Genomic DNA, 19,236 nt, shown 5'->3' with positions numbered 1-19,236 from the left:
ATACGTGCCGGCCGATCTGTCGAATCCGCGAACGGCGCCGGAGTCAGGCGGCGGCGCCGTTGACGGCCGCGGCGACGGGATCGCCGCGGACCACCGCGTGGACGGCGTCGGCAGTGCGGTGTTCAGCTGCCATGTGTGCAGCCGTCCACCTTACGCCCGCTCGCGCTCCACGCGATTGACGCCGGCCACGCGGCGCAGGTTGCGGATCAGATGCGCCAGGTGCACGCGATCCTTGACCTGGATCGTGAAGCGCAGCTGGGTCATCATGTGTTCGTCGTCCTCGTCCATGCCGACATACGTGATGTTGGCGTCGGACTCGCCGATCTCGGCGGCGACGCGGGCCAGGATGCCCTTTTCGTTGTTGATCAGCAGGCGGATGCGGCAGTCGAAGCGGCGGTTCAGTTCGGTACCCCACTGGGCCGGGATCCAGCGGTCCGGTTCCTTGAGACGCAGGCGGTTGGCCTGCGAGCAGTCGGCCGTGTGCACGACGAGGCCCTGGTCGCGGCGCAGCTGGCCGATGATGTGGTCGCCCGGGATCGGCAGGCAGCACGGCGCCAGCTGGACCGCGACGCCTTCGCTGCCGTAGATCGTGACCGGGTCCAGCTCGCCGCCGTTGCTCGGCTGGGCCGGGACGGTGGTGACGTCGCCGCCCAGCAGGCTCACGATGTGGCGCGCCACGAGGGCGGGCATGCGCTTGCCGATGCCGATGTCGGCATAGACCTCGTCCATCGACTTGGCCGACGATTCCGCCAGCAGGCGATCGATGGTCGACGGCGTCAGCTCGGCCTTGATGCCCAGCTGGCCCAGTGCCTGGCTCAGCAGTTCTTGGCCGAGTTCGACCGATTCGTTCAGGTTGATGGTGCGCAGGTGGTGGCGGATCGCCGAGCGGGCCTTGCCGGTGCGTACAAAACTCAGCCACGTCGGGCTGGGGCGCGAATCGGGATCGGTCTCGATCTCGACGATGTCGCCGTTGCGCAGTTCGGTGCGCAGCGATGCCGGTTCGTGGTTGATCTTGACGGCCACCGTGTGGTCGCCGATGCCCGTGTGGATGCTGTAGGCGAAGTCGAGCGGCGTGGCCCCGCGCGGCAGGGCGATGATCTTCGACTTCGGCGTGAACACGTAGACGGAGTCGGGGAACAGGTCGACCTTCACGTGCTCGAGGAATTCGGCGGAATCGCCCGTCTGCTGCTGGATGTCGAGCAGCGACTGCAGCCACGCGTGCGTGCGCTGCTGCAGGTCGGTCATGTTCTGGTCGCCCGTCTTGTACAGCCAGTGCGCGGCCACGCCGGATTCCGCCGTTCGGTGCATTTCCTGCGTGCGGATCTGGAATTCGACCGGGGTGCCGTACGGGCCGATCAGCGTGGTGTGCAGCGACTGGTAGCCGTTGATCTTGCGGATCGCGATGTAGTCCTTGAACTTGCCGGGCATGGGCTTGTACAGCGCATGCAGGGCGCCGAGCGCCACGTAACAGTTCGGGACCGTGTCGACGACGACGCGGAAGCCGTACACGTCGAGCACCTGCGAGAACGACAGGTGCTTGCTGCGCATCTTTTTATAGATGCCGTACAGCGTCTTTTCGCGGCCGTAGACTTCGGCCGGCAGGCCGGCCGCGGCCAACTGGTTCTTGACCGCGTCGAGGATCTTCTTGACCACTTCGCGGCGGTTGCCGCGCGCCGACTTGATCGCTTTCGACAGCGTGCGGTAGCGCAGCGGATACAGGTGCGAGAACGACAGGTCCTGCAGCTCGCGGTAGATGTCGTTCAGGCCGAGGCGGTGCGCGATCGGGACGTAGACCTCCATCGTCTCGCTCGCGATGCGGCGCTTCTTGGCCGGTGCCATCACGCCGAGCGTGCGCATATTGTGCAGGCGGTCGGCAAGTTTGATGAGGATGACGCGCACGTCCGAGGCCATCGCCAGCAGCATCTTGCGGAAGTTTTCCGCCTGCGCTTCGACGACGCTCTGGAACTCGATTTTTTCCAGCTTCGACAGGCCGTCGACGAGGTCGGCCACCTGCGGGCCGAAGCGCTCCAGCAGTTCTTCCTTCTTGACGTCCTGGTCCTCGATCACGTCGTGCAGCAGCGCGGCCATGATGGCCTGGGCGTCCAGCTTCCAGTCGGCGCAGATTTCGGCGACGGCGATCGGGTGCGAGATGTACGGCTCGCCCGACTTGCGGACCTGGCCGAGGTGCATCTCGTCCGAGAAGCGGTAGGCTTCCTTGACGCGCTTGAGTTCGACGGGGGTGAGGTATTCGGCCAGTTTGCCGGCCAAGTGCGTGATCGACGCGACGCCGGGAGCGGGCGCCGGTTCGGCTTCCTGCGGTTTGTTGGCGGGCCGGCCGGGCCGGCTCGCCTTGGTGTTGTTGGTGCCCGAGTGGACGGAATCCGGTGGGGATAAGCTCATACGTAAAGACAATCAGCCGCAGTATGGAAACAGCATAACAGAATCACGGGCTGATTCATGGACCACCGACGGATCATCAACGTTCAGGCACCGTCGATATTACATCGGGACTTTTTTCAGCATTTCCAGGCCAACCTTGCCGGCGGCGATTTCGCGCAGTGCGACGACGGTCGGCTTGTCCTTGGCTTCGACTTTCGGGGTGTGGCCTTGCAGCAGCTGGCGGGCGCGGTACGTGGCGGCCAGGGTCAGCTGGAAGCGGTTCGGGATGTTTTTGAGGCAATCTTCGATGGTGATGCGGGCCATGGTAACTCCTACAGATGAATTGATTCAGTGATAATTCCGTCACCCAAACGGCTGGTGGGCACGGGTGCCCACCCTACGAATGCATGACCCGCCGTAGGGTGGGCACCTGTGCCCACCAAAAGGCTAAGCTTGCGGCTGTTGCACGTGGATTCCCAACTGGGCAAAGAGCGAGGCGTTGCGGGCAGCCTGTTGGGCGAAGCGCGAACGTGTCGCTTTGACAATCGCCTGCAGCTCGGACAGGGCGACGTTGAACTCTTCGTTGATGATAGCATACTCGAACTCGGGAGCGTGAGCGATCTCGCCCCCCGCGGCCAGCAGGCGTCGCGTGATGATGTGCGGCTCGTCCGTGCCGCGCTTGTGCAGGCGCTCTTCCAGCGCCGCGATCGACGGCGGCAGGATGAAGATGCCGGCCGCGTCCGGAAACTGCTTCTTGACCTGGCGCGCGCCCTGCCAGTCGATTTCCAGCAGGATGTCGGTGCCGGTCCGCATTTCCTGTTCCACGGTCAGGCGGCTCGTGCCGTAGTAATTCCCATGCACCTCGGCCCATTCCAGGAATTCCCCGCGGTCGGCGCGGGCGACGAAATCCTCGGCGGTGGTGAAGTGGTATTCGCGGCCGTCCTGTTCGCCCGGGCGCGGCGGGCGCGTCGTGGTCGAGATCGACAGCTTGATGCCCGGTTCCTGAGCCAGCAGCGCATTGACCAGGGTCGACTTGCCGGCGCCGGACGGGGCGGCGACGACGAACAGGCTGCCGGAGAAAGGGGAGGTGAGCATGGTGGGTTCCTTTATTACGTGTGATTCTTGATGTATCGGTAATTCTAAATCCGCGTGGGCACGGGTGCCCACCCTACGAATCGCGGTAGGGTGGGCACCCCGTGCCCACGCGTGACGCATGCACGCCCGCGGCGTGCCCGCGATTATTCGAGATTTTGTACTTGTTCTCGCATCTGCTCAATAAGCAGCTTGAGCTCCATCGACGCATCGGCCAATTCCTTGACGGAGGCCTTGGCGCCCAGCGTATTCGCTTCGCGGTTCAGTTCCTGCATCATGAAGTCAAGGCGCTTGCCGACCTGGCCACCCTTTTTGAGGATGTGGCGGGTCTCGGTCAGGTGCGCGGTCAGGCGCGACAATTCTTCCGAGACGTCGATGCGGATGCCGTACAGCGTGACTTCCTGGCGGATCCGTTCGAATACTTCCTGGCGCGTGAGGACTTGCGGGTTGCCGTGGCCGGCGAGACCGAGGGCGTCCTGCATGCGCTCGACGGCCTTTTGCTGGAACTGGTTAATGACCTGCGGGATCAGCGGCGTGATGCGCTTGACGATGGCTTCCATCGCCTCGATGCGCGAGATCAGCATCGCTTCCAGCGCCGCGCCTTCGCGCTTGCGGCTGTCGACGAAGGCGGCAATCGTTTTCGCGGCGAGGGCGGCAACGTCGGCCTGGAGCGATTCCTGGCCCACCTGCGCTTCCTCGATCACGCCCGGCCAGCGCAGCAGCTCGGCCACCGTCATCAGGGGCGCGGACACGAAGTGGCGCGTGACCTCCGACTGCAGCCGGGCGAGGTCGGCCAGCAGCGTGTGGTTGAGGGCTTGCGAGCCCGTCGCGACCTTGCGGCCGAACGACAGCCGGACCTCGACCTTGCCGCGTGTGATCGCGGCCATGATGGCTGAGCGCAGGTCCGGTTCCAGCGCGCGCAAATCGTCGTTGATGCGGAACTGCAGGTCGAGGAAGCGCGAATTGACGCTCTTGATCTCGATCGTCAGCGTGCCGGCAGCGCCTTCGCTTGTGGCGACGGCATAACCTGTCATGCTAGAAATGCTCAATGGAGTCCCCGATTTCCGGAATGTCGCAAAGCCGCCCAGGCCGTCCGTGCAGCGCGGTGCAGGCGGCGCCGCGCGCTGTGGTTTTGCGAGATTCCCTTATTCTTTACAAAGCGGTGATTTATCCACACAATCGCCGTGTTTAGCAAGGAATACTTTCCCAAATGGCTGCCCAGAATAATGCTCCCCTGCCCGATGGGCTGGAAATTGGCGGATATCGCATTGTAAAGAAAATTGCGTCCGGCGGGTTCAGTATTGTTTATCTTGCATATGACGGCGATGGCAATGCCGTCGCGATCAAGGAATACCTGCCCAGTGCCCTGACGTTGCGCCCCCCGGGCGAGCTGGCGCCCGTCATCGCCAAGGCCAACCTGCCCGTCTTCCGCATCGGCCTGAAATGCTTTTTCGAGGAGGGGCGGGCGCTGGCGCGCATCGTCCATCCCAACGTGGTGCGGGTGTTAAATTTTTTCCGCGCCAATGACACGGTCTATATGGTGATGGCCTACGAATCCGGCCACTCGCTGCAGGAATACGCCGCGCGCCTGGTCGCCAAGGGAAGCCGCGCCGGTGAACCGTTCATCCGGCAAGTCTTCAACGGCGTCTGCGCGGGCCTGCGCGAAGTCCACGCGAACAAGCTGCTGCACCTCGACCTGAAACCGGCCAACATCTACCTGCGCACCGACGGCTCGCCCCTGTTGCTCGACTTCGGCGCCGCGCGCCAGACCATCCATACCGATTCGCCCACCCTGGCGCCCATGTACACGCCCGGCTTCGCGGCGCCCGAGCTGTATGCGAAAGGGAACGCGCTGGGACCGTGGACGGACATCTACAGCATCGGCGCCGCCATGTTCGCGTGCATGGCGGGCGCGCCGCCGCAGCCGGCCGACCAGCGCCGCGCGGCCGACACGATGGATGACCAGATCGCGCGGCTGGAAGGCGCCTACACGCCGGGGCTGGTGGCGATGGTGAAGGCTTGCCTGAGCCTCGATCCGCTGGCGCGGCCGCAGAGCGTATTCGCCGTGCAGAAGGTGCTGCAGGCCGGCCTGTCCGCCGCGCCGGCGGCGCTGCCCATCGAACCCGAGGAAGCGGCCCCGTCGTCCGGCTGGCGCGGTTTCGTCGAACGCATCGGCTTCGGCCGTGGACGTGCCTGAGGAACCATCATGCAATTCTCCGTCTACCAGCAAAGCCATATCGGCGGCCGCAAACTCAACCAGGACCGCATGGGCTATCTGTACACGCGCGAAGCGCTGCTGCTCGTGCTGGCGGACGGCATGGGCGGCCACCTGCGCGGCGAGGTCGCGGCCACGATCGCCCTGCAAAGCATCGCCACGCGCTTCAAGGCCCAGGCCACGCCGTACGTGCGTAAGCCCGAACGCTTCCTCGAGGAGGCCCTGCAGCAGGCCCACGCCGACATCCTGCGCTACACCCGCGAGCACGCCATGCCGGACAGCCCGCGCACGACGATCGTCGCCTGCCTCGTGCAGCACAACAGCGCCGTCTGGGCCCATTGCGGCGATTCGCGCCTGTACTGGCTGCGCCGCGGCCAGGTGCTCGGGCGCACGCGCGACCATTCGCACATCGAGTACCTGATCGCCAAGGGGCAGGCCGATGCGAGCGAGCGCGCCACACACCCGGACCGGAACAAGCTGTACAACTGCCTGGGCGCGTCGACGCCGCCGAAGGTCGAGCTGTCGCGCCAGGCCAGCCTGGAGCAAGGTGACATCCTGCTGCTGTGCTCCGACGGCCTGTGGTCGGTGTTGCCCGACCCCGAGATCGCGCACCGCATGTCCGCGCACAGCATCGTGCAGGCCGTGCCGGAAATGATCGCGATGGCCACCGCCATTGCCGGCACCCGCGGCGACAACACGACCGCGCTTGCCATCCAGTGGCAGGGCACGAACACGCCGGCGATTGCCGCCGACCCGAGCATCGTCTCGACGCAGACCGTGCCCGAGGGCGAAGTCGCGAGCCGCATCGATTCCCCGGCCGCGCCCGGCCCGGACGACCCGTTCGACGAGGACGACATCGAGAAGGCGATCGCCGAGATCCGCGACGCGATCGAGAAGTCGTCGCAGATACTGAAATAACCCACCACTCACACGAAGGATATCCATGACCCAAACCCTCCGCCCCAGCGGCCGTGCCGTCGACCAGCTGCGCGCCATCCGCATCACCCGCCAGTACACCAAGCACGCCGAAGGTTCCGTGCTGATCGAGTGCGGCGACACGAAGGTGATCTGCACCGCCAGCATCGAGGAAAAAGTGCCGGGCTTCTTGAAGGGGAAAGGGCAGGGCTGGCTGACGGCGGAATACGGCATGCTGCCGCGCTCCACGCACACGCGCATGGACCGCGAGGCGGCGCGGGGCAAGCAATCCGGTCGCACGCAGGAAATCCAGCGCCTGATCGGCCGCTCGCTGCGCGCCGCATTCGACCTGGAAGCGTTCGGCGAGCGCACCTTGCACCTGGACTGCGACGTGATCCAGGCCGACGGCGGCACGCGTACGGCGTCGATCACGGGCGCGATGGTGGCGGCCTACGACGCGTTCTCGCGCCTCGTGGCAGCGGGGCTGGTTCCGGCCGTGCCCGTGAAGCACTTCGTGGCCGCGATCTCGGTGGGCGTCGTGGGCGGCGTGCCCGTGCTGGACCTGGATTACATCGAGGATTCCGGCTGCGATACGGACATGAACGTGGTCATGACGGATGCCGGGCACTTCGTCGAGGTGCAGGGCACGGCCGAGGGGGCGGCGTTCGACCGGGCGGGCATGAACCGGTTGCTCGATCTGGCGGAGCAGGGGATTCGGGAGCTGGTCACCTTACAGAAGCGGGCGTTGGGACTGGCGGCCTAAAAACTCAGGACAGCAATCCCGTCAACCACGCCGGGTGAAACGGCAACCCGCACAACCCGGCCACGCCGTAAAACACACCGACCGCCGTCGGCACCAGCGCCGCGAGGTACAGCCAGCGCTGGCGCGTCAGCGTCGTGACGGCCAGCAGCGACAGCGCGAGCGCCAGCGCCGCGTCGGACAGGTCGAACTGGTCGTCGCGGTAGTTCAGCGCGTCGTACGTCACCTGGTCCTGCTTGGCCTGCGCCTGCACGTCGTTCTTCTTCTGCGCCTGGTCGCGCTCCAGCTGCTCCAGTTCCGCGATCGCGGCGGTGTAGCCCGCCTGCTCGCTCGAAGGGCGGCCGGACGCGGCGAGGCGCAGCTGCAGCAAGGTCGTGTGCGCCTGTTCCTGGCGCAGGTTGCGGGCCTGGTAGAAGGCCCAGTGGTCGATCTTGTCGGCCTGTGCCTGCTGCATGGCCTGCACGATGTTGTCGTCCTTGATCTTGCAGACGCCCATGAAGGACGCCAGCAGCGCCACGGTCAGCGCGACCTTGCGATCGAGCTTCGAGTCGCCGGTGATCTCGATGCCTTCCATCCGTGTCACTCCTTGATGTTGCCCGTACCCGGCAGTTTCAGCCGGCCTGTGTGATAGTCGTACTCGTACAATTCGCCGTAACGGCCCCATTCGATCGCCACTTCCAGCATGCGCTTCGCCTGGTCCGCCTCGAGCGTGTCTTCCAGCAGGTCGATGAACGGATCTTCCGGCAGCGCGCCGCCCGGTTCGTCTTCGAGCTGGCGGCGGATGCGTGCCGCGAGCGGGACGTTTTTCAGCAGCTGCTGGCCGAACAGCGCCTGGCGCAGCGCCTGGTCGGCCTGGGCATAGTGCAAGCCCAGGCCCGTGAGGGCGATGTCGCCGCGCTCGACGTGCGCGAGGCCCAGCAGGCCCAATGCCTCGTAGGTCGGGAACAGTTCCTCGTCCGGCAGCTCGGTGTCTTCCGACAGCTGCGGCAGGTCGGCGCGGCCGTCGTACGGGGCCCCGGCCAGCAGGTCCAGCACGCTCTCCATGCGGCCCACGTCCGTGTCCGGCAGGCGGTAGTCGATGGTGGCCGTGCGCGCCGTCGCGGGGGCGGCGACGGGGCGCATCGTCATCAGGCCGTAGACCTCGTCGACGAGGGCGCGCACTTCCGGCGTGTCGGCATTGCGCGGGCGCGGCAGGTCGATGCGGATCTCGTGGCGCACGCGGCCCGGATCGCTCGACAGGATGATGATGCGGTCCGCCATCATGACGGCTTCCTCGATGTTGTGCGAGACGATCAGGATGCCGCGCGTGGGAATCCGCTTGCCGTCCCACAGGTCGAGGATGTCGCCGCGCAGCGTCTCGCCCGTGAGCACGTCGAGCGCGGAGAAGGCTTCGTCCATCAGCAGCACGTCCGGATGCGTGACGAGCGCGCGCGCGATGCCCACGCGCTGGCGCATGCCGCCCGAGAGTTCGCGCGGCAGCGCGCTGCCGAAGCCGGAGAGGCCGATCAGGTCGAGCATCGCGTCCGCGCGCTCGCGCCGTACGGCGGGCGCGATGCCTTGCGCTTCCAGGCCCAGCTCCACGTTCTGCTGCACCGTCAGCCAGGGAAACAGGGCGAAGGACTGGAACACCATCGCGACGCCGGACAGCGGCCCGCGGATCGGCCGCCCGCGGTATTCGACCTTGCCCGCGTCGGCCGGCACGAGGCCCGCGACGATGCGCAGCAGCGTGGATTTACCGGAGCCGGATTTGCCGAGCAGCGCGACGATCTCGCCGTCCGCCAGCGTGAAATCGACGCCTTCGAGCACGGTGCGCGGAGCACCGTCGGCGCTGCGGAAGGCCTTTTTGACGGCCTGCAGTTCGATCAGTTTGTCGGTCATTTTGTTCTCCTTCGATATCAGCGGCTGCGGTCTTCGGCCAGCAAATACAGCCGGCGCCAGAAGAAGCGGTTGAGCAGCATCACGAACACGCACATCACGCCGATGCCGAGGGCGATGCGGTGGAAGTCGCCGGCGTCCGTCATCTGCTTGATGTAGCTGCCCAGGCCATCGGCCACGAGCGACGTCTTGCCCCACGTGACGTACTCCGCCACGATGCTCGCGTTCCACGAGCCGCCGCTCGCGGTGATCGCGCCCGTGACGAAGCTCGGGAACACGGCCGGCAGGTACACGCGCTTCCATTTCAGCCAGCCCGTCAGCCCCAGGTTGTCGGCCGCGAGGCGCAGTTCGTTCGGCAAGGTCGATGCGCCCGCGACGACGTTGAACAGGATGTACCACTGCGTGCCGAACACCATCAACGGGCTGAGCCAGATGTTCGGGTTCAGGCGCAGGTGCACGAGTGCGTACACGACGATGGGGAACATCAGGTTCACGGGGAACGCGGCCAGGAATTGCGCGAGCGCCTGCACGGCCTGGGCGTAGCGCGGGCGCAGGCCGATCCACACGGCGACGGGCACCCACACGAGCGACGCGAGGCCGATCAGGAGCATCACCCGCGCGAGCGTGATGCAGCCGAGGCCCGCCACGCGCAGCGCTTCTCCCCAGCCCACCTGCGCGTGGATGAACATCAGGAAGCGCCATGCGCCCAGCAGCGCGAGCAGCACGAGGAGCGTGTCGACGGTGCGGGTCGAGAGCGCGAAGCGGGATTGGCGCGGCGCCGCATCGGCGGCCTCGCGCGTGCCGAACCAGCCGAGCGAGCGGGCCAGCATCGCCCACATGCGGTCGGTGAGGGAGCGGATCCACACGCTGCGGCGCCCCCAGTCGAGCACCCACGATTGCTGGGCATACTCTCCCTGCGATTCCTCGAAGCGGAATTTGTCGGCCCACGCCAGCAGGGGACGGAAGAACAGTTGGTCGTACAGCAGGATGCCGGCGAACATGGCGGCGATGGCCCAGGCGATGGCGGCGCCCTGTTTCTGCTCGATGGCGACGGCGATGTAGGCGCCGATGCCGGGCAGCTTGATGTCCTGGCCCGCCACCGAGATCGCCTCGGCCGCGACGAGGAAGAACCAGCCGCCGGACATCGACATCATCATGTTCCACAGCAGGGCCGGCATCGCGAACGGCAGGTCCAGGCGCCAGAAGCGCTGCCATGGCGACAGGCGGAACACGCGCGCCGCCTCCGCCAGTTCGGGCGGGATCGTCTTCATCGACTGGTACAGGCTGAACGCCATGTTCCACGCCTGCGACGTGAAGATCGCGAACACGGCGGCGCATTCGACGCCCAGCAGGTTGCCGGGGAAGAGGGCGATGAACGGCGCGATGGCGATGGCCTGGAAACCCAGGATCGGCACCGACTGCAGCACGTCCAGCAGGGGCACCATGATCTTTTCGGCGCTCCTCCAGCGCGTGGCGACGACGGCAAACACGAACGTGAACAAGAGCGCGGCGCCCAGGGCGCTGAACATGCGCAGGATCGTGCGCAGCAGGTAATAAGGCAGGTAGGCAGGGTCGAGCGAGATCGGCGTCGGCTGGCCCAGCACGAACGGGCGCGCCATCTGCATCGCGCCATACGCGGCCAGCGCCAGCACGACGAGGACGAGCGGCAGCAGCGCCCAGTCCCAGCGGTTCGGGGTCGTCGTGAGGAACGAGCGGCCGGTGCGGCCCGGGGTGAACAGTTCGAACATGTCTCGTCTCCGTCAGTATTGCCCGTGCAGGCGCAGGCCGAACACATCGACCGGTCCGCGTGCGCCGTTATAGGCCGGGTTGGCGACGTGCTGCCAGTCCAGCGACAGGGCCGCGTGCTGGCCCAGTCCGATCTTGTAATAGACCTCGGCGATGTGCTCGGGATGATAGTCCAGCCGGCCGTCGCCGATGAACGCGCCCACGCCGCCGGCCGCCAGGTAGTCGCGGTGCGCCCGCGTCAAGCCGTTTGCTACCGCCGCGATGCCCAGCGTGTCGCCGCCGCGGCCCCACATCGCGCCTTGCAGCGTGGCGCCCACGGACACCGAGCGCTCGATCTCGGCGAACGCATACGTTTCCGACTGCCCGTCGTTGCGGCTGGCGCGCGCGAACACGGCGGCGTTCTCGCCCACCGCCTGGTCCAGGCTCACGCCGAAGCCCGTCTTGCTCCGCTCGCGCCGCACATTGCCCACGTCGGGCGCTTCACCCGGCGCGGCGGACGCCAGCGCGTCGCGGAACGATCCCATGCGCGCGCGGTCGCGGAACGCCAGCACGCGCACGGTGCCCGCCTGGCCCATCCAGGTGTGATGATGCTCCAGCTCGACCTGATCGCCATAGTGCCTGAAGATGTGACGGTCGAGCGGCAATCCGTTCGATTCCCGCGGCAGCAGGAAGCGCCCCGCGCGCACGGCCCAGTCGCCGTCGTAGTACTCGAGCGCGGCGCCCCAGGTATAGCCGCGCGCGTCGGCGGCGAAGTCCCAGGCGCCGTGGGCGAGGAGGGCCCAGTTGAGGAACTGGCTGCGGGCGTCGTGCGCCTGGCTGTTGGCGTCGAACATGTCGGAGACGGCCAGGTTGCCGGCCGTGAGCACGACGCGGCGGCTCGCGACGCTGCCGGCCAGCTGGTTCATGTCCGATTCGACGGGCTGCATGTCGCCGCCCAGGTTCCACGTCTGGCGCAGGAACAGCCGGGCGCGATAGAACGTCGGGTTGGTGCCGCTCGTCTTCTGCTGCTCGCCATTGGTCATGCCGCCCAGCCCGTGCAGGCCGGACATGGCCTTGCCCTGCACGACTTCAGGGTCGAAGTAGAGCTCCGCGCCCGGCCACGGGCGTACGCCGAAGGCGGCCGTGGCGCTGAACGAATAGCCGGTCTCGCGCCACGGGGCGAGGCTGGCGGGGCCGCTGTAGGCGGCGTCGAAGGCGGGTTTGGCCTGCCACACGTACGTGGCCTGGACGTGCGCGTTCCAGGCCTCGGTCGCGGGGAGGTCGGAGGCAGCCGAGCAGGCGGGCGCGGCCAGCAGCCACGCGGCTGCGTAAAAAGTAAAACAACGAAACATCGGTATCTCCGTTGGTCAACGGCATACCTTTCATTCGCGCTTGGTGATTCGTTTGTTGTGGAATGCGGTGTCCCTGTGCAAAGGGACGCGGATACCATCATTCGCCCTGAAGCGAGATGACGGCAGGAGGAGACCTGCGTTATCTTGCCGGGGCTGGACCGGCATTCAGCCGGCAACAACTGCCACTCGAACAAGTGCCCATGAAAGGGACTCCATGAAATGAAAACGGTCGGATTTTACGTGGCCGACCTTTCTAGCGTCAAGGAAATATCCGGGCGCTTTGGTGCGCTATCCTGGACACTAAATATTGCACCGCAATGACATGGTGCGGACGGGGCGGAGCTGCGCGCGCGCGCGAGGACCGGGGTTGAGCGGAGATCGGAGGGCCGGGACGGATGATAGCGGCGTATGTGTTACTGCGGTATTACCGTTTGGTAATGTGTGTGACATTACCTGATCGTAATTTTACGGCTCCGCCGCTCGCCTATACTGCATCGCAGCGCACTCCTTGCCAATCCGGCAGCGCGTCCACTCCCGACACTGCCCCCGAAACATGCACGACCTCGCCGATATTGCAGACTGGCTGCAGACCCACGCCATTCACCACGACACGCCCGTCCACGACACGTTGCCGGACCCCGTATTCCGCGTGAACGGCGAGGCGGCCGTGTCGTTCAGCACCAACAACTACCTGGCGCTGGCGAACCACCCCCGTCTCGTGAGCGCCGCGAAGGCGGGCCTGGAGCGCTACGGCGTCGGCAACTGCGAATCGCGCCTGCTGGGCGGGGACCTGGCAGTGTACCGCGAGCTGGAGCGCCGGCTGGGTGAACTCAAGCACAAGACCGACGCCGTGCTGTTCGTCACGGGCTACATGACGAACATCGGCGTGCTGTCCACGCTCGTCAAGGTCGGCCTGCTGGCGCGCATCCACGGCTACCGGCCCAAGAAGCGCCGCAAGTACGCCTACTTCACGGACGAGTACAACCACATCAGCATCCGCGAAGGCATCCTGATGTCGGGCGCCGACAAGCACACCTACCGCCACGCCGACATGGACCATCTCGAGTCGCAGCTGAAGGCGGCCGACGGCGTGAGCCCGATCATCGTCAGCGACGGCGTGTTCAGCATGGAAGGCACGATCGCGCCGCTGCCCGAACTGACCGCGCTGGCCGAGAAATACGGCGCGATCCTGTACATCGACGACGCGCACGCCACCGGCATCCTGGGCGCGAACGGGGGCGGCACGTCCGAGCACTTCGGCTGCTACAGCCCGACGATCATGCAGATGGGGACCCTGTCCAAGGCGCTGGGCGCCATCGGCGGTTTCGTGGCGATGGAGCGCGAGATGGCCAACGTGTTGCGCCTGACGAGTTCCGCCTACGGCTTCACGTGTCCGCCGCCGCCGGACCAGGCCAACGCCCTGCTGGCCGCGCTGGACCTGCTGCACGAAGAACCGGAGCGCCGCGCGCGCCTGTGGGACAACCAGCGCTACTTCGTCGAGCGCATGCAGCCGCTGGGTTACACGCTCACGTCGACGCAGACGCCGATCGTGCCCGTGCTGATCGGCGACGCCGAGCGTTGCCAGAAGTTTCAACGCGCGCTGCGCGCCGAGGGCGTCCACGTCGACGCGATCCAGTTCCCGGCCGTGCCCGTGGGCCAGGCGCGCCTGCGTTTCATGCTGAATGCCGCGCATACGCGCGCCCAGATCGACCACGTCGTGGCCGTGATGGCGTCCCTGGCCTCCATGATATAGTCCATTTAGATACCAAGAGCCGAATCATGCCGAACTGCCTCGTGATCGAAGACGATACCGAAACCCGCGACTACCTCTGCAGCGGGTTGCGCGCGGCCGGCTACGCCGTGCAGGCGGAGACGAACGGCGAGGCGGGCAACCGCCGCCTGCAGGAAACGCGCTGGGACGTCGTCGTGCTCGACCGCATGCTGCCCGGCCAGGTCGACGGCCTGGGCATCCTCGAACAGATGCGCGCCCGCGGCGACGGCACGCCGGTGCTGATCCTGTCCGCGCTGAACAGCGTCGACGAGCGCGTGCGCGGCCTGCGCGCCGGCAGCGACGACTATCTCACCAAGCCGTTCGTTATGTCGGAACTGCTGGCGCGCGTGGAAAACCTCAGCCGGCGCAATGCCTGGTCGCGCGACGTCACCCTGCTGCAGGTGGCCGACCTGCAGCTCGACGTGCGCACGATGCGCGTCACGCGCCAGGGCACGACGATCACCCTGCAGCCGCGCGAATTCCGCCTGCTCGAATACCTCATGCGCCACGAAGGCCAGATCGTCACCCGCACGATGCTGCTGGAAGGCGTGTGGGAATACCACTTCGATCCGCAGACGAACGTGATCGACGTCCAGATCAGCCGCCTGCGCAGCAAGATCGACAAGGACTTCAGCCCGGCCCTGATCCACACGGTGCGCGGCGCCGGCTATGTGCTGAGCGCCGCGCCGACGTATGGCCCAACGTCACGCTAAACCCGTCGCCGGCGTGGGCCTGCGTGGCTCCATCGCCTTCCGGCTGGCGGTCGGCTACGGCGTGCTCGTGGCCGCCTCGATGGCCACCTTGTCCGCCATCGTCTATTTCGGCACGGTCGGCGTGTTCGAGCACTCGATCGACAACAAGATCATGAACGTGGAGGCGCACCTGGCCGATGCGTGGAGTCGCGCCGGCCGCCCCGGCCTCGTGCGCGAGATCGACGCCCAACTGCACGACCTGATCGACACCGACACGGAAGTCGTAGGCCTCGTCGACGCCAAAAACCACGTCCTGGCCGGCAACGTGGGGCGCTGGTACGGCGAGCTGCCGCCGACCGGCGAACTGGCGTTCGGCCAGATGGAACGCAACGGCGTGCCCGTCTCCGTGCGCCTGATCGCGACGCGGCTCGACGACGGCAGCCGGCTGATCGTCGGCCGCGACCTGATCGAACTCGATGCCATCCGCAACGTCGTCGAGCGCGCGCTGCTCGTCAGCGCCGCCGTGTCGATCCTGCTCGCGTTCTTCGGCGCGCAGCTCTTCCGTTCGCGCCTGGAAGCCCGCATCGTCCGCATCCGCCGCACGACGGCTCGCATCGCGGCGGGCGAACTGTCCAGCCGCATCGTCGTGATGGGCAACGACGAGTTCGCGCGCCTCGGCGACGACATTAACCGCATGCTCGACCGCATCGAAGCCTTGATGGAAGGCGTGCGCCACGTGTCGAACTCGATCGCGCACGACCTGCGCACGCCGCTGTCGCGCGTGCGCTCCCGCCTGGACCGCGCGCTGCAGGCCTCGGCCGACCCGGATGCGCTCATGGCCGACGCGCGCCTGGCCATCGAGGACATCGACAGCGTCATCTCGCTGTTCGACAAACTGCTGCAGATCGCCGCGCTGGAATCCGGCGTGCGCGCGGGCACGTTCGAAAAGCTGGACCTCGCCGGCATCGCGCACGACATGACGGAATTGTACGAAGCGGCCGCGGAAGAGCAGGGCGTGCTGCTGCGCTTCTCCGGCCGGCAGACGGTCATCCGCGGCGACCGCGACCTGCTGGCCAGCGCCCTCGCGAGCCTGATCGACAACGCCATCAAATACGGCCGCAGCGGCAGCCGCGTCGATGTCGAGGTCGACACGGTGGACGGCGCGCCGTCGCTGACGGTGCGCGACTACGGGCCGGGCGTGCCGCCCGAAGACATGGACAAGATCACGCGGCGCTTCTACCGCGTCGACCAGAGCCGCCACCTGCCGGGCAATGGCCTGGGCTTGTCCATCGTCACCGCCATCACCCAGCTGCACGAGGGCACCCTCGCGCTACGCCGCGCCGATCCGGGGTTCGAGGCGCGCATGGTGTTTCCGAAGGCCTAGCGTCCCCCGCGACATGGCGCGCCGACGATTCGCGACGCTGCGCCGCATTCCCCGCCCGATCTGGATCCTCGGCTTCGTCAGCATGCTGATGGATATCTCGTCCGAGATCGTCCACAGCCTGCTGCCGATGTTCCTCGTCGCCGGCCTCGGGGCCAGCGTGACGACCATCGGGCTGATCGAAGGCATCGCCGAGGCGACGGCGCTCATCGTCAAGGTGTTCTCGGGCAGCCTCAGTGATTATCTCGGCAACCGCAAGTGGCTGGCGGTCGCCGGCTACGCGCTCGGCGCCGCCAGCAAGCCGTTCTTCGCCATCGCCGGGTCGGCGCAGGTCGTCCTGGCGGCCCGCTTCGCCGACCGCATCGGCAAGGGCCTCCGCGGCGCGCCCAGGGATGCGCTGGTGGCGGACATCGCGCCGCCGCACGACCGCGGCGCCGCGTTCGGCCTGCGCCAGGCGCTCGACACGATCGGCGCGTTCACCGGACCGCTGCTCGCCGCCGCCCTGATGTTCCTGTGGGCGAACGACTATCGCCGCATCTTCTGGATCGCCCTCGTGCCGGGCGTGCTGGCCGTCCTGTTGCTGGCGCTGGGCGTGCGCGAGCCGCGGCGGGCGGCAGCGTCGAAAGGCATCAATCCGATCAGCCGGGCGAGCCTTGCCCGGCTGTCCGGCGCCTACTGGTGGGTCGTCGCGATCGGCGCCGTGTTCACGCTGGCGCGGTTCAGCGAGGCCTTCCTCGTGCTGCGCGCCATGCAGGGCGGCATGAAGCCGGCCCTCGTGCCGCTCGTGATGGTCGCGATGAACGCGGTCTACATGCTGTCCGCGTATCCGTTCGGGAAGCTGGCCGATTCGATGAGCCATATGCGCCTGCTCGTCATCGGGCTCGGCTTCCTCGTGCTGGCCGACCTGGTCCTCGCGCACGGCAACCAGTGGCCGGCCGTCCTGCTCGGAGTCGGCCTGTGGGGCCTGCACATGGGGATGACGCAAGGCTTGCTGGCCGTGATGGTGGCGCAGTCGGCGCCGGCCAGCCTGAAGGGCACGGCCTTCGGCTTGTTCAACCTGGTGGCGGGCGTGGCGATGCTGGCGGCCAGCGTGGTCGCCGGCGTGCTGTGGGAGCGCGTGGGGGCCGCGGCGACGTTTCATGCGGGGGCGGCGTTCAGCGTGCTGGCCGCCGTCCTGATCGCCGGCCGGATGCGCCGATCGCGGGATGAGCGGTAAAATACGCAGTTCTTCGTCCAGACCGAGACAGCAATGACCCAACGCCTCATCCTTGCCTCCAACAACGCGGGCAAGCTCAAGGAATTCGCCCAATTACTCGGCCCGATCGGCTTCGAACTGCATCCGCAGGGCGAGTTCGACGTCCCCGAAGCGGAAGAGCCGTTCGGCACTTTCGTCGAGAACGCCCTGCAGAAAGCCCGCCACGCGGCGCGCCTGACCGGCCTGCCGGCCCTTGCCGACGATTCCGGCGTGTGCGTGAACGCCCTCGGCGGCGCCCCCGGCGTGTACTCCGCGCGCTATGCGGGCGAACCGAAGTCGGATGCGCGCAACAACGAAAAACTGATCGCCGACCTGGCGGCGCACGCCGATAAATCGGCGTACTACTACTGCGTGCTCGTGTACGTGCGTCATGCAGACGATCCGCAACCCGTGATCGCGGACGGCGTCTGGCGCGGGCAGATCATCGATACGCCGCGCGGCGCCAACGGCTTCGGCTACGACCCGTATTTCCTGCTGCCCGATTTCGGCCGCACCGCCGCCGAACTGGAACCGCATGAAAAGAACGCCGTTTCGCACCGCGGCCAGGCGCTGCGCGCGCTGGTCGACAAGCTCGGGAAACTCGCATGATTCCGATCAAGCCCGTCGGCCCGGCCGCGGCGCCCCGCAACGCGGCGACAGCGGCCTTGCAATACCTGCAACCGGGCGCGCTGAACCTGGCGGCCTTGCCGCCACTGTCGCTGTACATCCACTGGCCGTGGTGCGTCCGCAAATGCCCGTATTGCGACTTCAATTCGCACGAGAGCAAGGAGCCGATTCCGGAACAGGCCTACCTGGACGCGCTGCGCGCCGACCTGGAACAGTCGCTGCCGCTGATCTGGGGCCGCAAGATCCACACGGTGTTCATCGGCGGCGGCACGCCCAGCCTGATGTCGGCGGCTGGCCTGGACCGGCTCATGTCGGACCTGCGCACCCTGCTGCCGCTCGATCTCGACGCCGAGATCACGATGGAAGCGAATCCCGGCACGTTCGAGGCCGAGAAGTTCAAGGCCTTCCGCGCCAGCGGCATCAACCGCCTGTCGATCGGCATCCAGAGTTTCAACAGTCGGCACCTGCAGGCGCTGGGCCGCATCCACGATGCCGACGAGGCGATCAAGGCCGTGGAGATCGCCCGGGCCAATTTCGACAACTTCAACCTCGACTTGATGTACGCGCTGCCGGGGCAGCTGCTTTCCGAGGCGCAGGCCGACATCGACATGGCGCTGGGATTCGCCCCGCCGCACCTGTCGCTGTACCACCTGACGATGGAGCCGAACACGGTCTTCGCCAAGTATCCGCCCGAGCTGCCGGGCGACGACGACACCGCCGACATCCAGGACATGATCGCCGCGCGCACGGCCGCCGCCGGCTACGACCACTACGAAGTGTCGGCCTATGCCAAGCCGGGCCACCGTGCGCGCCACAACCTGAATTACTGGCGGTTCGGCGACTACCTGGGTATCGGCGCGGGCGCGCATTCGAAGCTGTCGTTCCCGCACCGCGTGCTGCGCCAGGCCCGCTACAAGCAGCCGGCGTCGTTCATGGAAGCGGCCGGGAAGGGCAATGCCGTGGCCGAGGAACACGAGATCGCGCGTGCCGACATGGGGTTCGAATTCATGCTCAACACGCTGCGCCTGACGGAAGGGTTCGATCCGAACCTGTTCGGCGAGCGCACGGGCATGCCGATCAACGCCATCGAAAAAGCGTTGAACGAGGCCGAGGCGAAGGGGCTCATCTACCGCGACTTCCGCGTCATCCGGCCGACGGAACTGGGGCAGCGCTTCCTCAACGACCTGCAGGAGATGTTCCTGCCCGAAGGGTAAATTC

General features: G+C 66.8%; 17 protein-coding genes. 9 read left to right on the top strand and 8 right to left on the bottom strand.

What is annotated here, in order from left to right:
* Nucleotides 1-150: 150 nt before the first annotated feature.
* From BVG12_RS13725 to BVG12_RS13710, 4 genes are all read right to left on the bottom strand, one after another.
* A complete protein-coding gene (locus BVG12_RS13725) occupies nucleotides 151-2,400 on the bottom strand; it encodes a RelA/SpoT family protein (protein WP_075792876.1) in 2,250 nt (749 codons plus the stop codon).
* A gap of 99 nt (nucleotides 2,401-2,499) precedes the next feature.
* Complete coding sequence (gene rpoZ / locus BVG12_RS13720) at nucleotides 2,500-2,703, bottom strand: DNA-directed RNA polymerase subunit omega (protein ID WP_056443456.1); 204 nt, start codon at nucleotides 2,701-2,703, stop codon at nucleotides 2,500-2,502.
* 123 nt (nucleotides 2,704-2,826) lie between these two features.
* A complete protein-coding gene (gene gmk, locus BVG12_RS13715; RefSeq protein ID WP_075792875.1) occupies nucleotides 2,827-3,474 on the bottom strand; it encodes a guanylate kinase in 648 nt (215 codons plus the stop codon).
* Between the two features lie 143 nt (nucleotides 3,475-3,617).
* A complete protein-coding gene (locus BVG12_RS13710; RefSeq protein ID WP_075792874.1) occupies nucleotides 3,618-4,505 on the bottom strand; it encodes a YicC/YloC family endoribonuclease in 888 nt (295 codons plus the stop codon).
* A gap of 176 nt (nucleotides 4,506-4,681) precedes the next feature.
* Between BVG12_RS13710 and BVG12_RS13705 the strand changes: the two genes are divergently transcribed.
* The 3 genes from BVG12_RS13705 to rph are packed head-to-tail and all read left to right on the top strand — an operon-like array spanning nucleotide 4,682 to nucleotide 7,364.
* On the top strand, nucleotides 4,682-5,668 hold the full coding sequence (locus BVG12_RS13705; protein ID WP_075792873.1) for a serine/threonine protein kinase: 987 nt from the start codon (nucleotides 4,682-4,684) through the stop codon (nucleotides 5,666-5,668).
* Nucleotides 5,669-5,677: 9 nt separating this feature from the next.
* Nucleotides 5,678-6,604: a PP2C family protein-serine/threonine phosphatase gene (locus BVG12_RS13700; protein ID WP_075792872.1), complete on the top strand. Its 927-nt coding sequence runs from the start codon at nucleotides 5,678-5,680 to the stop codon at nucleotides 6,602-6,604.
* A gap of 25 nt (nucleotides 6,605-6,629) precedes the next feature.
* Nucleotides 6,630-7,364 carry a ribonuclease PH gene (rph, locus tag BVG12_RS13695; RefSeq protein WP_075792871.1) on the top strand — a complete coding sequence of 245 codons (735 nt, stop codon included), beginning with the start codon at nucleotides 6,630-6,632 and terminating at the stop codon, nucleotides 7,362-7,364.
* A gap of 4 nt (nucleotides 7,365-7,368) precedes the next feature.
* Here the strand turns inward: rph and BVG12_RS13690 are convergent, their stop codons facing one another.
* From BVG12_RS13690 to BVG12_RS13675, 4 genes are read right to left on the bottom strand one after another with little or no spacing between them, the layout of a single operon-like run.
* Nucleotides 7,369-7,935 carry a DUF4337 domain-containing protein gene (locus BVG12_RS13690; protein ID WP_075792870.1) on the bottom strand — a complete coding sequence of 189 codons (567 nt, stop codon included), beginning with the start codon at nucleotides 7,933-7,935 and terminating at the stop codon, nucleotides 7,369-7,371.
* Nucleotides 7,936-7,940: 5 nt separating this feature from the next.
* Nucleotides 7,941-9,239 carry an ABC transporter ATP-binding protein gene (locus tag BVG12_RS13685; RefSeq protein WP_075792869.1) on the bottom strand — a complete coding sequence of 433 codons (1,299 nt, stop codon included), beginning with the start codon at nucleotides 9,237-9,239 and terminating at the stop codon, nucleotides 7,941-7,943.
* Nucleotides 9,240-9,256: 17 nt separating this feature from the next.
* The gene (locus BVG12_RS13680) at nucleotides 9,257-10,984 is read right to left on the bottom strand and encodes an ABC transporter permease (RefSeq protein WP_075792868.1); all 1,728 of its coding nucleotides are present in this window, start codon (nucleotides 10,982-10,984) and stop codon (nucleotides 9,257-9,259) included.
* A gap of 12 nt (nucleotides 10,985-10,996) precedes the next feature.
* On the bottom strand, nucleotides 10,997-12,313 hold the full coding sequence (locus tag BVG12_RS13675; protein WP_075792867.1) for a carbohydrate porin: 1,317 nt from the start codon (nucleotides 12,311-12,313) through the stop codon (nucleotides 10,997-10,999).
* Between the two features lie 553 nt (nucleotides 12,314-12,866).
* Here BVG12_RS13675 and BVG12_RS13670 point away from each other — a divergent pair.
* The 6 genes from BVG12_RS13670 to hemW are packed head-to-tail and all read left to right on the top strand — an operon-like array spanning nucleotide 12,867 to nucleotide 19,232.
* Nucleotides 12,867-14,066, top strand: a complete 1,200-nt coding sequence (locus BVG12_RS13670; RefSeq protein ID WP_075792866.1) for an aminotransferase class I/II-fold pyridoxal phosphate-dependent enzyme — start codon at nucleotides 12,867-12,869, stop codon at nucleotides 14,064-14,066.
* A gap of 26 nt (nucleotides 14,067-14,092) precedes the next feature.
* Nucleotides 14,093-14,797: a response regulator transcription factor gene (locus BVG12_RS13665; RefSeq protein WP_075792865.1), complete on the top strand. Its 705-nt coding sequence runs from the start codon at nucleotides 14,093-14,095 to the stop codon at nucleotides 14,795-14,797.
* Complete coding sequence (locus tag BVG12_RS13660) at nucleotides 14,778-16,160, top strand: sensor histidine kinase (protein WP_075792864.1); 1,383 nt, start codon at nucleotides 14,778-14,780, stop codon at nucleotides 16,158-16,160. Before BVG12_RS13665 ends, BVG12_RS13660 begins: the two co-directional genes overlap by 20 nt.
* Before the next feature lie 13 nt (nucleotides 16,161-16,173).
* Nucleotides 16,174-17,373, top strand: a complete 1,200-nt coding sequence (locus tag BVG12_RS13655; protein ID WP_075792863.1) for an MFS transporter — start codon at nucleotides 16,174-16,176, stop codon at nucleotides 17,371-17,373.
* Nucleotides 17,374-17,406: 33 nt separating this feature from the next.
* A complete protein-coding gene (gene rdgB / locus BVG12_RS13650; protein WP_075792862.1) occupies nucleotides 17,407-18,000 on the top strand; it encodes an RdgB/HAM1 family non-canonical purine NTP pyrophosphatase in 594 nt (197 codons plus the stop codon).
* Nucleotides 17,997-19,232, top strand: a complete 1,236-nt coding sequence (gene hemW, locus BVG12_RS13645) for a radical SAM family heme chaperone HemW (protein ID WP_075792861.1) — start codon at nucleotides 17,997-17,999, stop codon at nucleotides 19,230-19,232. The genes rdgB and hemW overlap by 4 nt, the downstream gene beginning before the upstream one ends.
* The last annotated feature ends 4 nt before the right edge of the window (nucleotides 19,233-19,236 follow it).

Source organism: Massilia putida (assembly GCF_001941825.1).
GTDB classification, from domain to species: domain Bacteria; phylum Pseudomonadota; class Gammaproteobacteria; order Burkholderiales; family Burkholderiaceae_D; genus Telluria; species Telluria putida.
This window is presented reverse-complemented; position numbering and strand designations above follow the sequence as displayed.